17 protein-coding genes and 1 pseudogene are annotated in these 11,699 nt (G+C 72.2%); 8 read left to right on the top strand and 10 right to left on the bottom strand.

The features are described 5' to 3' along the window. From GTW40_RS26755 to GTW40_RS26735, 5 genes are all read left to right on the top strand, one after another. Positions 1-840: acetate--CoA ligase family protein (locus GTW40_RS26755; protein WP_202486468.1), on the top strand; the 840-nt coding region annotated here is incomplete at its 5' end. A 48-nt stretch (positions 841-888) separates the two neighbouring features. Beyond that, entirely contained in the window at positions 889-1,302 is a 414-nt protein-coding gene (locus GTW40_RS26750; RefSeq protein WP_161182729.1) for a hypothetical protein, read from the top strand. Position 1,303: 1 nt separating this feature from the next. After that, positions 1,304-1,906, top strand: coding sequence for a DUF5998 family protein (locus tag GTW40_RS26745; protein ID WP_161182728.1), 603 nt, complete (start codon positions 1,304-1,306; stop codon positions 1,904-1,906). Then, complete coding sequence (locus GTW40_RS26740) at positions 1,906-3,096, top strand: nucleotide pyrophosphatase/phosphodiesterase family protein (protein ID WP_161182727.1); 1,191 nt, start codon at positions 1,906-1,908, stop codon at positions 3,094-3,096. Before GTW40_RS26745 ends, GTW40_RS26740 begins: the two co-directional genes overlap by 1 nt. A 40-nt stretch (positions 3,097-3,136) precedes the next feature. After that, positions 3,137-3,787, top strand: coding sequence for a thymidine kinase (locus GTW40_RS26735; RefSeq protein WP_161182726.1), 651 nt, complete (start codon positions 3,137-3,139; stop codon positions 3,785-3,787). Here GTW40_RS26735 and GTW40_RS26730 read toward each other — a convergent pair. The 4 genes and pseudogenes from GTW40_RS26730 to GTW40_RS26715 form a co-directional block, all read right to left on the bottom strand. After that, positions 3,774-3,968 (bottom strand): DUF397 domain-containing protein, encoded by a 195-nt coding sequence (locus GTW40_RS26730; protein WP_161182731.1) that lies wholly within the window; start codon positions 3,966-3,968, stop codon positions 3,774-3,776. The genes GTW40_RS26735 and GTW40_RS26730 overlap by 14 nt on opposite strands. A gap of 7 nt (positions 3,969-3,975) precedes the next feature. Beyond that, positions 3,976-4,173, bottom strand: a complete 198-nt coding sequence (locus GTW40_RS26725) for a DUF397 domain-containing protein (RefSeq protein WP_161182725.1) — start codon at positions 4,171-4,173, stop codon at positions 3,976-3,978. Positions 4,174-4,180: 7 nt separating this feature from the next. After that, positions 4,181-4,390, bottom strand: a complete 210-nt coding sequence (locus GTW40_RS26720) for a DUF397 domain-containing protein (protein WP_161182724.1) — start codon at positions 4,388-4,390, stop codon at positions 4,181-4,183. Beyond that, positions 4,377-5,169: pseudogene (locus tag GTW40_RS26715) on the bottom strand (helix-turn-helix transcriptional regulator). Before GTW40_RS26715 ends, GTW40_RS26720 begins: the two are co-directional and overlap by 14 nt. A gap of 182 nt (positions 5,170-5,351) precedes the next feature. Here GTW40_RS26715 and GTW40_RS26710 point away from each other — a divergent pair. After that, positions 5,352-5,876, top strand: a complete 525-nt coding sequence (locus GTW40_RS26710; protein ID WP_161182723.1) for an ATP-binding protein — start codon at positions 5,352-5,354, stop codon at positions 5,874-5,876. A 3-nt stretch (positions 5,877-5,879) separates the two neighbouring features. Here the strand turns inward: GTW40_RS26710 and GTW40_RS26705 are convergent, their stop codons facing one another. Continuing rightward, a complete protein-coding gene (locus GTW40_RS26705) occupies positions 5,880-6,479 on the bottom strand; it encodes a DUF6461 domain-containing protein (protein WP_161182722.1) in 600 nt (199 codons plus the stop codon). A 128-nt stretch (positions 6,480-6,607) separates the two neighbouring features. Here GTW40_RS26705 and GTW40_RS26700 point away from each other — a divergent pair, with 128 nt between their 5' ends. Then, complete coding sequence (locus GTW40_RS26700) at positions 6,608-7,762, top strand: HoxN/HupN/NixA family nickel/cobalt transporter (RefSeq protein WP_237525724.1); 1,155 nt, start codon at positions 6,608-6,610, stop codon at positions 7,760-7,762. Here the strand turns inward: GTW40_RS26700 and GTW40_RS26695 are convergent. From GTW40_RS26695 to GTW40_RS26680, 4 genes are all read right to left on the bottom strand, one after another. Continuing rightward, positions 7,735-8,748: an iron-containing redox enzyme family protein gene (locus tag GTW40_RS26695; RefSeq protein ID WP_161182721.1), complete on the bottom strand. Its 1,014-nt coding sequence runs from the start codon at positions 8,746-8,748 to the stop codon at positions 7,735-7,737. The two genes, GTW40_RS26700 and GTW40_RS26695, sit on opposite strands and share 28 nt — an antisense overlap. Continuing rightward, positions 8,745-8,969, bottom strand: a complete 225-nt coding sequence (locus tag GTW40_RS26690) for a CDGSH iron-sulfur domain-containing protein (RefSeq protein WP_161182720.1) — start codon at positions 8,967-8,969, stop codon at positions 8,745-8,747. The genes GTW40_RS26695 and GTW40_RS26690 overlap by 4 nt, the downstream gene beginning before the upstream one ends. Further along, on the bottom strand, positions 8,953-9,636 hold the full coding sequence (locus GTW40_RS26685; RefSeq protein WP_161182719.1) for a HemK2/MTQ2 family protein methyltransferase: 684 nt from the start codon (positions 9,634-9,636) through the stop codon (positions 8,953-8,955). Before GTW40_RS26685 ends, GTW40_RS26690 begins: the two co-directional genes overlap by 17 nt. A 162-nt stretch (positions 9,637-9,798) precedes the next feature. Continuing rightward, positions 9,799-10,482, bottom strand: a complete 684-nt coding sequence (locus tag GTW40_RS26680; protein ID WP_161182718.1) for an HAD family hydrolase — start codon at positions 10,480-10,482, stop codon at positions 9,799-9,801. A 191-nt stretch (positions 10,483-10,673) separates the two neighbouring features. On the opposite strand from GTW40_RS26680, the gene GTW40_RS26675 reads away from it, so the two are divergent. Further along, positions 10,674-11,456, top strand: a complete 783-nt coding sequence (locus tag GTW40_RS26675; RefSeq protein WP_161182717.1) for a diguanylate cyclase — start codon at positions 10,674-10,676, stop codon at positions 11,454-11,456. A gap of 20 nt (positions 11,457-11,476) precedes the next feature. On the opposite strand, the gene GTW40_RS26670 is transcribed toward GTW40_RS26675, so the two are convergent. After that, positions 11,477-11,699 (bottom strand): VOC family protein (locus GTW40_RS26670; RefSeq protein WP_275564640.1); only part of this gene is annotated, 223 nt, incomplete at its 5' end.

The raw sequence follows: 11,699 nt of genomic DNA, 5'->3' as shown, positions 1-11,699 counted from the left end.
GCCGCCGAACGGGCCGTCCGCGCCCTCGCCGAGGCTGTGAAGTACGCCCAGTGGCGGCGGGAGGCGACCGAGCCCGGGAAGGTGCCGGAGTACGACGACATCGACGAGCGGGGCGCCGCCAAGCTGATCGCCGGTCTGCTGGAGCGCGGGGAGGGGCTGGCCGTCGGGCCCGAGGACACCCGGGAACTGCTGGCCGCCTACGGGATCCGTGTCCGCCCCGCGCTGCCCGCGCCCACCCCGGACGCCGCCGCCGAGGCGGCCCACGCGCTGGGGTATCCCGTCGCGCTCAAGGCGACCGCCCCGCATCTACGGCACCGGGCCGACCTCGGGGGAGTACGGCTCGACCTCGCCGACGAGGAGCAACTGCGGCGGGCCTACGCGGAGTTGACCGAGCTGTTCGGACCGGCGGAGCAGTTGCGGCCTGTGGTGCAGGCGATGGCGGCGCGCGGCGTGGACACCGTCGTACGGGCGGTCATCGACCCGGCGGCCGGAGCGGTCCTGTCCTTCGGGCTGGCCGGAGCCGCCTCGCAGCTGCTCGGCGACACCGCCCACCGGCTGGTCCCGGTCACCGAACGCGAGGCGTCCTCACTGGTCCGCTCCATCCGGACCGCCCCCCTCCTCTTCGGCTGGCGCGGCTCCACCCCCGTGGACACGCCCGCCCTGGAGGAGCTGCTGCTCCGGGTCTCCCGCCTGGTCGACGACCACCCGGAGGTGGTCGCGGTCACCCTGGAACCGGTCGTCGTCGCCCAGCACGGCCTCACCGTCCTGGACGCCACGATCCGCCTGGCCCCACCTCCGGCGCGGGACGACCTGGGCCCGCGCACGCTGCCGGTGTACTGACAGGCCGCCGTATTGGACACGCCGTCGCCGCACTGGAGGGGAGGCGAGATGGAGATCGCCGGACAGTCGCTGCCCGAGGGGAGCTGGTGGGACTGGGAGGTGGTGACGTGGGACGCCGGCCGGCTCATCCTGGCCGCGGGCCACGACCTCACGTACCACCACGGCCTGGAGGTGGTCTTCGTCTCCCCGCTCTTCGTGTCGTGCCCGCCCGCCTTCCAGGACCCCGTCTTCCGCGCGCCGACCGCCGGTGAGCGGGAGCGCCTGGCCCGGACGCTCGGCGAGGAGTCACCCGTGGTGGTCGCCTTCGAGGCCGACGGGGGCGGCCGCGACCCCGTCTCCTGCCTGGTCGCCGCCGAGCGCGTGGACGTCGTCCCGGGACTGTTCGAGCGTGCCCGGCGTCACGGCACGGAAGCCCCCGTCCGCCCCCCTGACTGGCCCGGAGCGCCCCCCTCCACGGATTAGGATGGACGCCATGGCCAAGACCAGTACGACGACCCAGGGGCTCCGCGCGGCGATCGAGCGCAGCGGCTACTACCCGGCCCTCGTGGCCGAGGCGGTGGAGGCCGCTGTGGGCGGCGAGCCCGTGCGGTCGTACCTGGTGCATCAGGAGACCACGTTCGACCAGAACGAGGTCCGCCGTCATGTCACCGTCCTGGTCCTCACCGACACCCGCTTCCTCGTCAGCCACACCGACGAGCAGGCCGCCGACAGCACCTCCCCGACGCCGTACGCCACCACCTCCACGGAGTCGGTGAAGATCGGCCGGATCTCGTCCGTGGTGGTCAGCCGGGTCGTGGCGAACCCGGAGAAGTACACCCCCGGCACCCTGCCCCGCGAGGTCGTGCTGACCGTCGGCTGGGGCGCGGTCAGCCGTCTGGACCTGGAGCCTGCCGCCTGCGGCGATCCCAACTGCGACGCCGACCACGGCTACACCGGCAGCTCCACCGCCGACGACCTCAGCCTGCGCGTCAGCGAGGCCGGGGACGGTCCGGAGACGGTGCGCGAGGCGCTCGCCTTCGCCCAGGCCGTCTCCGAGGCGACGGCGACCGCGGACTCCGCGCGCTGATGTCGCAGCCCGCCGCCTGGGACGCCTACGAACCCCTCGCCCTGGACACCGCGCCGCTGCCGGAGTACGGCAGCGGTTCGCTCGCCGACCTCCTGCCCACCCTCGCGGCGGGCCTCGGCGTACCCGGCATGAGCGCCACCATCGCCGAGCTGACCCCCGCCGACCGCGTCTGCGTCTTCCTGGTCGACGGCCTCGGCTGGGAGCAGCTGCGGGCCCACCCCGACGAGGCCCCGTTCCTCAACTCCCTGCTCGGCACCTCGCGCGGCGGCACAGGGCGCCCGCTCACCGCCGGTTACCCGGCGACCACCGCGACCTCCCTCGGCTCCGTCGGCACCGGCCTGCCCCCCGGCGCCCACGGCCTGCCCGGCTACACGGTCCGCGACCCCGCGACCGGCGAGCTGATGAACCAGCTCCGCTGGCGCCCCTGGACCCCGCCGCACGTCTGGCAGCCGTACCCGACCGTCTTCGAGCTGGCCGAGCGCGCGGGCGTGCACGCCGCCCAGGTCTCCTCGCCCACCTTCCGCGACACCCCGCTCACGCAGGTCGCGCTCAGCGGCGGCACCTTCGTCGGGCGGCTCACCGGCGAGGAGCGCATGGACGTCGCCGCCGAGCAGCTCGCGGCGGGCGACCGCTCCCTCGTCTACACCTACTACGCCGAGCTGGACGGCGCGGGCCACCGCTACGGCGTCGCCTCCGACACCTGGCGCGGCCAGCTCATGACCGTCGACCGCCTCGCCCAGCGCCTGGCCGAGCAGCTGCCCCCACGCAGCGCGCTCTACGTCACCGCCGACCACGGCATGATCGACATCCCCTTCGGCGACGAGCACCGCATCGACTTCGACGAGGACTGGGAGCTGCGCGCGGGCGTCGCCCTGCTCGGCGGCGAGGGCCGCGCCCGCCATGTGTACGCCGTCCCCGGCGCCGAGACCGACGTCCTCACCTGCTGGCGCGAGGTCCTCGGCGACCGCTTCTGGATCGCCTCCCGCGACGAGGCCATCGCGGCGGGCTGGTTCGGCCCCCACGTGGACGACCGCGTGTACCTCCGGATCGGGGACGTGGTCGCGGCCGCGTACGACGACGTACTGATCACCGCGTCCGAGCGGGAGCCGAAGGAGTCGCTCATGGTGGGCAACCACGGCTCGATGACCCCCGCCGAGCAGCTGGTCCCGCTGCTCGAAGTACGCTCCTGACCTCTCCTCCCCCCACTCCCCGAAAGGTGCTCAACTCCTCATGCCCGAGCTGGTGTTCTTCTCCGGAACGATGGACTGCGGGAAGTCGACGCTGGCTCTCCAGATCGAGCACAACCGCTCCGCGCGCGGCCTCGTCGGCCTGATCTTCACCCGCGACGACCGCGCGGGCGAGGGCAAGCTGTCCTCCCGCCTCGGCCTGGTCACCGACGCGGTGGAGGCGGCCGACGGCATGGACCTCTACGGCTACCTCGTCCACCGTCTCTCCAAAGGCGGCAAGGTCGACTACGTGATCGCCGACGAGGCGCAGTTCCTCACCTCCGAGCAGATCGACCAGCTTGCCCGCATCGTGGACGACCTCGGCCTCGACGTCTTCGCCTTCGGCATCACCACCGACTTCCGCACCCGCCTCTTCCCCGGCTCCCAGCGGCTGATCGAACTCGCCGACCGCATAGAGGCCCTCCAGGTCGAGGCCCTGTGCTGGTGCGGCGCCCGCGCCACCCACAACGCCCGCACCGTCGGCGGCGAGATGGTCGTCGAGGGCGCCCAGGTCGTCATCGGCGACGTCAACCGCTCCGTGGAGGAGGTCGGCTACGAGGTCCTCTGCCGCCGCCATCACCTGCGGCGCATGACGGCAGCCTCGGCCCAGGCGGCGACGCTGTCCCCGGACGTACTGCCGGTCACATCGGGCTGACGGCCCCTACGAACTCCGTCCAGGCGGCGGGGGAGACGGTGAGGACGGGGCCGGTGGTGACCTTGGAGTCGCGGATGTGCATGGCGGCCGTGCCGCGCGTGACTTCCACGCACTGACCTCCTTCGGCTCCGCTGTGGCTGCTCTTGAACCAGACGGCGGTCGCGGACTCGGGGTCGTTCATGGCCATTTCAGCACTCCTTCGAGGCGAGGCCGACGAACTCCGTCCAGGCCGAGGGGGAGATGGTGAGGATGGGGCCGGTGGTGGCTTTGGAGTCTCGGACGTGCACGGCTGCCGGAGCGGCCGCGATCTCCACGCATTCGCCGCCCTCGGTGCCGCTGTGGCTGCTCTTGACCCAGGTGGTGGTTGAGGACCCGGCCTCGTTCATGGCGTTGTCAGCATCCCTTCGAGGCCAGGCCGACGAACTCCGTCCATGCCGAGGGGGAGACGGTGAGGATGGGGCCGGTGGTGACCTTGGAGTCCCGGACATGCACGGTTGCAGGAGCAGCCGCGACCTCTACGCATTCGCCGCCCTCGGCACCGCTGTAGCTGCTCTTGAACCAGGCCAGGCCGGAGAAGGCAGTCGAGGACTCAGTGTTGTTCATAGCGATCCAGCAACCCTTCAATGAGCTTCATCGACTCTCGTGGACGGAGAGCCTGTGATCGGATGATCCCAATAGCGGGCAGCGGCCTGAACCCCTTGCTCCGCCTCGGTTTGCAGAGAGCTCACGCCCTGCACTTCGGTGTACACGAACTTCTTGCCGTCCTTGCGTGTGATCACGGTGAACGGCCCATCCACGCCTGCGCTTTCCTCGGATTCGAGTGGCATCACCTGGATCTCGACACTCCGCTTTTGCCCGATCAACAACAGGTGCTCCAACTGTTCGCGCAGTACGTTCCTACCCCCGTAGGGGCGGTGCAGAATCGACTCGTCGAGCACAAAGCTCAGGAGCGGTGTGGGCCGCCGGTCGAAGATGTTTTGTCGGGCCAACCGTGCCGTCACCCGCTGCTCGATGATCTCCTCGTCCAGAGCGGGACGCCTCATGGTGAGCAGCGCCCTCATGTACTTCTCGGTCTGGAGGAGGCCGTTGAGCACAGGTAGGTTGTACGAGAGCAACTCAACCGCCTCCTTCTCCAGCCCCGCCATCCCCTGAAAGAAACCGGGATACTGCGCCCGCTCCACCTGCTCCTTCCACAGGCGCAACAACCCGCCCGCGCCGAGCACTTCGTCCGCTCGGTCGATCGTCTCGGGTGACGGAATCCGCCGCCCCTGCTCGAACGACGCGATCGTGGAGACGGAGTAGCCCAGCAGCTTGGCCAACTCCTCGCGTTCCATGCCCGCCCGGATCCGCAGGGTCTTCAGGGTCTGACCGAAGGCGATCATCACGCTCCGCCCCGCCCCGTCCTCCGGACGCCTTCCGCCCTCGCTGTCGGAACCCCGCGACTCCGTCACTTGCTCCGTCATCGGACCATCGCCTCCCCGGTCTTCAACGTCTCGCGGGGAACCCCGTCACGCCGCGCGCCTCGTACCCGTGACGACAGCACGCGTACAGCCGGGCCGCGTCAGTGCGTCACCGCTGGTCACGCTACGCCACCAACGGGATCGTCGTAGGCACGACGAGCAATCCCGCCCGGATCGAGGGCCCCGCTCAACTCCCCGGCCTCACGCGAAACTTGATCACCGCGCCGCACGCCTTCGAGATGCGGTTCACCTCCACGCCCCGGGGCGCCCGACTGGCCCGCCACCTCGCGGCCGTACGGCTGCACGCGTGGGACGTGCCGTACCGCACCGACGCGCACGACGCGATCGTGCTGATCGTCGCGGAGCTGACCGTGAACGCGGTCCGGCACGGGCATGTCCCCGGCCGGGACTTCCAGTTGGGCCTGCGCGTCCTGCCTGGCATCCGCACCGTGCGGGTCGAGGTGACCGACACCCGGGGCGAGCGTGTGCCTCGACTGCTGGACCCCAGCCTCGGGGAGGCCGGGCGGGGGCTGCTGCTGGTGTCGCGGCTGGCCGCCCGGTGGGACTGGCATCCACGTACGGAGGGGCCCGGGAAGACGGTCTGGGCCGAGTACGAGATCCCGTCGTGACGGTCAGCGGTGCTTCGGATCCGAGGCGGGCCGGACCGCGCCCAGGGGGCGCCCCACGGTCGCCGTACCGGCGCCTCCCGTGACCGGGCTGCGTAGCGGTGCCGCTTCGGCGAGGTACGCGGTGAGCAGAGGGCCTTCGAGGTCGTCCGCGCCGAGGGAGACTCCCGTATGCCGGGTGACGGCCCGCAAGGCAGGCACGAGCCCGGCGTGCCGTGACGTTCCGCCGGTGGGGCCGAGTTCGAAGTCGATGCGCTCTCCGTCACGCCAGTACGCCAGGTGGTTCGTCCCGTCGCCCCCGTGAAGGAGGGACAGCGTTTCGGTACCGCGCGAGAGGGTGCCGAGGAGACCGGACCGGGAGCCCGCTCCGCCCACGTCCTCGTAGCAGAAGGCCCACCCGTCGGCCGTGCCCGCGCGCAGCACCGTACCCCCGTGGAGGGCCAGGTCGTAGAGGCCACCGGCCTCGCCCCGGGCAAGCATCCGTGCCGTGCGGGGGTCCGCTCCGTAGCGTCGCAGGACCTCGTCGGGGGTCAGGTCCCTGGTGAAGGTGACGCACCAGACGGGGAAGCGCGGGTCGGTGGCCCATCTCCACGTGCCGTCCGCCATGACGCCCTTTTCCCGGGTGTTGACCCAAATCTGGTGCGGACTTTCCTGCTCTCAGCTTGTTATTGCAACTCATATGCAGAAACCTGGAGGCTGAGAAAAGTCACGTCCGAAAGCGAGACCCCGCCTCCATGACCGGCCCTTCCGATCCCGTGCTCACCCGCCCCGCCACCGGCCGCGCCATATCCTGGCACCGTGTCCGCGCATCGATGAGCCGCAAGGAGTGGGCGCGGCTCGGAGGCATGGCGGCCTTCATCGTGGCGTTGCACGTGATCGGCTGGTTCACGCTCGTGGCGATCGTGGCGCCGGAGCACTACAGCCTGGGGACGAAGACATTCGGGGTCGGCATCGGCATCACCGCGTACACCCTCGGGATGCGGCACGCCTTCGACGCCGACCACATCGCGGCCATCGACAACACGACCCGCAAGCTGATGAACGAGGGCAAGCGGCCCCTGTCGGTCGGGTTCTGGTTCTCGCTCGGCCACTCCAGCATCGTGTTCGCGCTGGCCTTCCTGCTCTCGCTCGGCGTGAAGGCGTTGGCGGGACCGGTCGAGAACGACAACTCCACGCTGCACAGCGTCACGGGGTGGATCGGTACGACCGTCTCCGGGGTCTTCCTGTACGTCATCGCGATCATCAACCTGCTGATCCTCGCCGGGATCTGGAAGGTCTTCCGGCAGATGCGCGGTGGCCACTTCGACGAGGCCGCCCTTGAGGAGCAGCTCAACAACCGCGGCCTGATGAACCGCATTCTCGGCCGCCTGATGAAGTCGATCACCAAGCCCTGGCAGATGTACCCCCTGGGCCTGCTCTTCGGCCTCGGCTTCGACACCGCGACCGAGATCGCGCTGCTCGTCCTCGCCGGGTCGGGCGCCGCCTCCGGGCTGCCCTGGTACGCGATCCTGTGCCTGCCGGTGCTGTTCGCGGCGGGGATGTGCCTGCTCGACACCATCGACGGCTCGTTCATGAACTTCGCCTACGGCTGGGCCTTCTCCAAGCCGGTCCGCAAGGTCTACTACAACCTCACGATCACCGGCCTGTCCGTCGCCGTCGCCCTCATCATCGGCACCGTCGAACTCCTCGGCCTGATCGCCGAGAAGGCCCACCTCCACGGCGCCTTCTGGGACTGGGTCTCCGGCCTGGACCTCAACATCATCGGCTACGTCATCGTCGGCCTGTTCTTCCTCACCTGGGTCCTCGCCCTGGTCATCTGGAAGGTCGCCCGCATCGAGGAGAAGTGGACGGCGGGCCTGGCTCAGCCGGCCCCGGCGGACTCCGAGTAGCCGGACCGCAGGGCCGTGGCCCCCGACCGCCACGCGCTCAGCAGCCGCTCCGCCAAGCGGTCCTCCAGGTACGTCGTCGCGCGGACGCCGAAGGCCACGTCGTCGGCGAGGTGCGGCTCGTGCTCCAGCAGGCCCGCGACCACGTCGTGCCGTACGACCTGCTCGTGCACGGCGTCCGCCTCGACGTGCTCGGTGTAGAACCGCACCGCCGCCGGGCCCGCGCCGACCCGCTCCAGCGCCTGCGCCAGGCGGCGGGAGGCGGGGGAGGAGGTCACCTCGACCGTGGCGAAGTGGCCGACGAGCGCCCCGCGCAGCGCGCGGTGCAGCCCGAAGAGGGACATCAGGTTCACCGTGGCGAGGGCCTCGGCGGGTGCCGCGTCGAGGTACGTCCCGTACGCGGTGTCCAGGCCGAGGTCCGCCATCAGGTCCGCGAACAGCTGCGCGTGGATCTCGTCCGCGCGGCCCGCGCCGAACTCGTCGTACTCCACCGCGACCATGGCCGCCTTCGCCCGCCCGCGCAGCCGGGGGATGACCCACGCGTGCGGGTCGGCCTCCTTGAGGTGGTACAGCGAGCGTATCGCCGCGTACTCGCGCGCGTGCCCGAGCGTGCCGTGGTCGCGCAGGAAGTGCGAGACACCGCCCCCGTCGGCGGGCTCCACCTGGAGTTCGTCCAGCGCGGCTTCGGGGGTCTCGTCCGGGCGTATGGGTACGTCCGCGCGCAGGGCCTCCAGGAAACCGTCCTCCAGGCGGGCGCGCAGGGCCAGCAGACCGGGGTCCCACTCCAGGTGCTCGGGTACGTCGGCGAAGCCCTGGTAGTGGAGCTCGTAGAGCGTGTAGAGGGCCAGTTGGAGGTCGTCGCCGTAGGCATCGGGCAGCGGCGCGGGCGCATCCGGTCCCGTGCCGTCACGCAGAGCGGTGAGCACGGCCACCGAGAGGGGGCCGCGTGCGGTGGGGAGCGGGGGCGGGCGCAGACGGGTCGTCGTCATGCCGTGCCCTCCCCGCGCCGCTTGGCGTGGCGGCGGTGGCTGGTGTCGCACCAGGGGTACATACGACTGCGGCGGCACGTGCACACCGCCACCAGGAAGCGGTCGGACACCGACACCCGGCCGTTCTCGTCCACCACCTCGACCGGCCCCTCGATGAGCAGCGGGCCGTCGCGCTGGACGCGGACACGGACGCGACGGGGGTGCTCAGGCGTGTTCGGCACGGATCACCACCAGCTCCTCGGTCGTCCCCTCCGCCGTCAGACCGCGCTCGCGCAGCCAGGCCAGCCGGGAGCGCAGGACCCGGCCGTAGGGCAGCCGGGCGCGGTCCACGACCTCGCCGTACAGTCCCGCCGCCGCGAGACGGGTCAGGGTGTCGTCCACGCCGCACAGGTGCGAGTGCACGAGCAGCAGCGTGCCCGTGGGGCGCAGGACCGTCGGCGCGGTGTCGCAGACGCGGTCGATCACCATGCGGCCGTCCGTCCCGGCGTCCCAGGCGCGGGCGGGGCCGCGCGGAGGAGCGGCGGCGGGCGCGGGGACGTACGGCGGGTTCGTCACCACCAGGTCGAACCGGCGGCCCGGCACCGCCGACGCGAGGTCCCCGTGACGGACCCGGACCGTCTGGCCGTTCAGCCGCGCGTTCCACCAGGTCGTCAGCACCGCCCGCCACGAGATGTCCACCGCGGTCACCCGGCCGCCCAGCCGGGCCGCCTCCACGGCGAGCAGTCCGCTGCCGGTGCCGAGGTCCAGGATCTCCGTACGGCCCGGGGCGATGCGCTCGCGGCGCATGGCCCGGCGGAGGAGACCCGTGTCGAGCTGGGGGGAGTAGACACCCCGGGGAACCCAGCAGCGCAGCCGCCCGGGGGCGGTCAGGGTCTGAGTGGCGGTCATGGGGTCACCTCGCGCACGGGGGGCCTCCGGGGGTGCGGGGGTTGCGGTCGCAGGGGCCGGGCTCGCCGGTCCGCGTTCACGGGTCTGGGTTCACCGGTCCGGCTTCAGCGAACCGGGCATTTCCGGCATTTCATTTCGTGCGGGTACCCCTGACCTCGGACATCACTCCGGTGGCCACGTCGCACCGGTCCGCAGCACGGCCAGCAGCGCGGCCGGGTCGGCGTGGACCGCGTCGGCGCCCGCCTCCTCCAGGTCCGCGCGCGGGATGCCGCCGCACAGCAGCGCCACGCACCGCACCCCCGCGCCGCTGCCCGCCCGCATGTCCCACACGGTGTCCCCGACGAACACGGCGTTCTCCGGTCGCACCCCGGCCAGCTCCAGCGCCTGCTCGACCGGCTCGGGGGCCGGTTTGCCCTCGGACACGTCGTCGGCGCTCGCGGTGGCCTTGATCGCCTCGTCCGCGTCGAGCGCGCGCCGCAGCGCGGACAGCTCCTGGCCGCCTGCCGAGGTGGCGAGCACCACCTGCCAGCCGTCCCCGGCCAGGTGGCGCAGCAGTTCCGCCGCCCCCGGCAGGGGTTCGAGCCGCCCGAAGTACTGGCCGTACAGCGCCTTGTGCGCCGCGCCGAGCGACTCCGCCTCCTCGCGGGCCCGCTCCTCGCCGAGCAGCCAGGCGACGAGGTCGGCGGACCGCAGCCCGACCGAGCGGTGGATCTCGTGCGTCGGCACCGCGTGCCCGGCCTGGCGGAACGCCTCCCACCAGGTCACCACGTGCAGGGCGTTGGTGTCGACGAGGGTTCCGTCCACGTCGAACACGGCGGCGCGCGGCCGGTCGTCGCGGCTGGGCATGTGCGGCACCTCGCAGGGGGGACTCGCAGGAACGGAGCGTACGGACGAGAGGCCGAGTACCCCGGACGCGCCCGATCGTGCGTCGGGCCTCGCCGTCGTGTCCCGTCGTGTCACCCCGCTGGAACGGGGTACTGGGGGCGGACCGAAGGCCCGGTCCGGCCGTCCGGTCGGTGACGACACGGAGGATCCCCATGGCCCTGCGTCTGCTGCCGCGCACGACGCGCTTCGCGTACCGCGTGGCCCGACACGTACCCCGCTGGGCGTGGCCCCCTCAGGCGCGCTTCGCGTACCGGGTGGTCCGGATCGCACCCCACGTGGTCCCGCATGTGCCGGGTACGACCCGACGGCACCGGCGACACGGCGGCACCGACCTCCACCTCGCCGGGCCGTACGCCACCGACGCCACCCGTCCCACCGAGCCCGAGTATGCCGACCGCCGCTCCCCGCTGCTCGGCATCCTGCCGCTGTGGGCGGTGCCCGCCGTGGCGGACTGGTGGCTGCGCCGCCGTGCCCACGTCGAGCGCACCACCGGCACCCAGGAGTCGGCGGCGCACGCGCTGATGGTGGCCGAGGCCGGGGTGCCGCTGGTCCTGGGACTGCTCGCCCGGGTCAACCCCCTGGTGCTCACGGTGATGACCGGAGCGGCCGTCACCCAAGGAGCCACGGCCGTCTACGACGCCTCCCTGGCCACCGGCGCCCGAGAGACCCGCCCGGTCGAGCAGTGCTTCCACAACCTCCTGAACGTGCTGCCCCTCACCACGCTCGCCCTCACCGCGTCCCTCCACCCCGACCAGGTCCGCGCCACCCTCCACGGCGGCCCGGGCCCGCACGACTGGCGCCTCCTGCCCAAGGAACCCCCGCTCCCGACCCCCTGCCTGGTGGCCCTCGGCGCGGTCGTCACGGCAGGCGTCGTCCTGCCGTACGCCGAGGAACTGTGGCGCTGCAGGCGGGCGGCGCGTGCCCGGGAGGAGTGAATCGCCGAGGCCGTCGGGTATCAGCCGCCTGCCTGGAGCACTGCGAACACCGCCCCCTCCGGGTCCGCCACCGTCGCCGCCCGGCCCCGCGTGCCCGGGCGGGCCGGTTCCAGTACGCGGCCGCCGAGGGCCGTCACCCGGGCGAGTGCCACGTCCGCGTCCGTGACGCGGAAGTGGGTGAGCCAGTGGGCGCCCCGGTCGCGGGGGACCGCGCGGCCCGCGCCGTGCAGACCGGCGACCGGC

The sequence above is a fragment of the Streptomyces sp. SID4985 genome, assembly GCF_009863025.1.
Taxonomy (GTDB): Bacteria; Actinomycetota; Actinomycetes; order Streptomycetales; family Streptomycetaceae; genus Streptomyces.
Note: the sequence above shows the minus strand (reverse complement) of the source record. Positions and strands in the feature narration are given on the sequence as shown.

What these genes read in the sequence shown, in the direction of transcription:
- GTW40_RS26750 (WP_161182729.1), top strand. Translation starts at nt 889, where the DNA reads ATGGAGATCGCCGGACAGTCGCTGCCCGAGGGGAGCTGGTGGGACTGG.
- GTW40_RS26745 (WP_161182728.1), top strand. Translation starts at nt 1,304, where the DNA reads ATGGACGCCATGGCCAAGACCAGTACGACGACCCAGGGGCTCCGCGCG.
- GTW40_RS26740 (WP_161182727.1), top strand. Translation starts at nt 1,906, where the DNA reads ATGTCGCAGCCCGCCGCCTGGGACGCCTACGAACCCCTCGCCCTGGAC.
- GTW40_RS26735 (WP_161182726.1), top strand. Translation starts at nt 3,137, where the DNA reads ATGCCCGAGCTGGTGTTCTTCTCCGGAACGATGGACTGCGGGAAGTCG.
- GTW40_RS26730 (WP_161182731.1), bottom strand. Translation starts at nt 3,968, where the DNA reads ATGAACGACCCCGAGTCCGCGACCGCCGTCTGGTTCAAGAGCAGCCAC.
- GTW40_RS26725 (WP_161182725.1), bottom strand. Translation starts at nt 4,173, where the DNA reads ATGAACGAGGCCGGGTCCTCAACCACCACCTGGGTCAAGAGCAGCCAC.
- GTW40_RS26720 (WP_161182724.1), bottom strand. Translation starts at nt 4,390, where the DNA reads ATGAACAACACTGAGTCCTCGACTGCCTTCTCCGGCCTGGCCTGGTTC.
- GTW40_RS26705 (WP_161182722.1), bottom strand. Translation starts at nt 6,479, where the DNA reads ATGGCGGACGGCACGTGGAGATGGGCCACCGACCCGCGCTTCCCCGTC.
- GTW40_RS26700 (WP_237525724.1), top strand. Translation starts at nt 6,608, where the DNA reads ATGACCGGCCCTTCCGATCCCGTGCTCACCCGCCCCGCCACCGGCCGC.
- GTW40_RS26695 (WP_161182721.1), bottom strand. Translation starts at nt 8,748, where the DNA reads ATGACGACGACCCGTCTGCGCCCGCCCCCGCTCCCCACCGCACGCGGC.
- GTW40_RS26685 (WP_161182719.1), bottom strand. Translation starts at nt 9,636, where the DNA reads ATGACCGCCACTCAGACCCTGACCGCCCCCGGGCGGCTGCGCTGCTGG.
- GTW40_RS26680 (WP_161182718.1), bottom strand. Translation starts at nt 10,482, where the DNA reads ATGCCCAGCCGCGACGACCGGCCGCGCGCCGCCGTGTTCGACGTGGAC.
- GTW40_RS26675 (WP_161182717.1), top strand. Translation starts at nt 10,674, where the DNA reads ATGGCCCTGCGTCTGCTGCCGCGCACGACGCGCTTCGCGTACCGCGTG.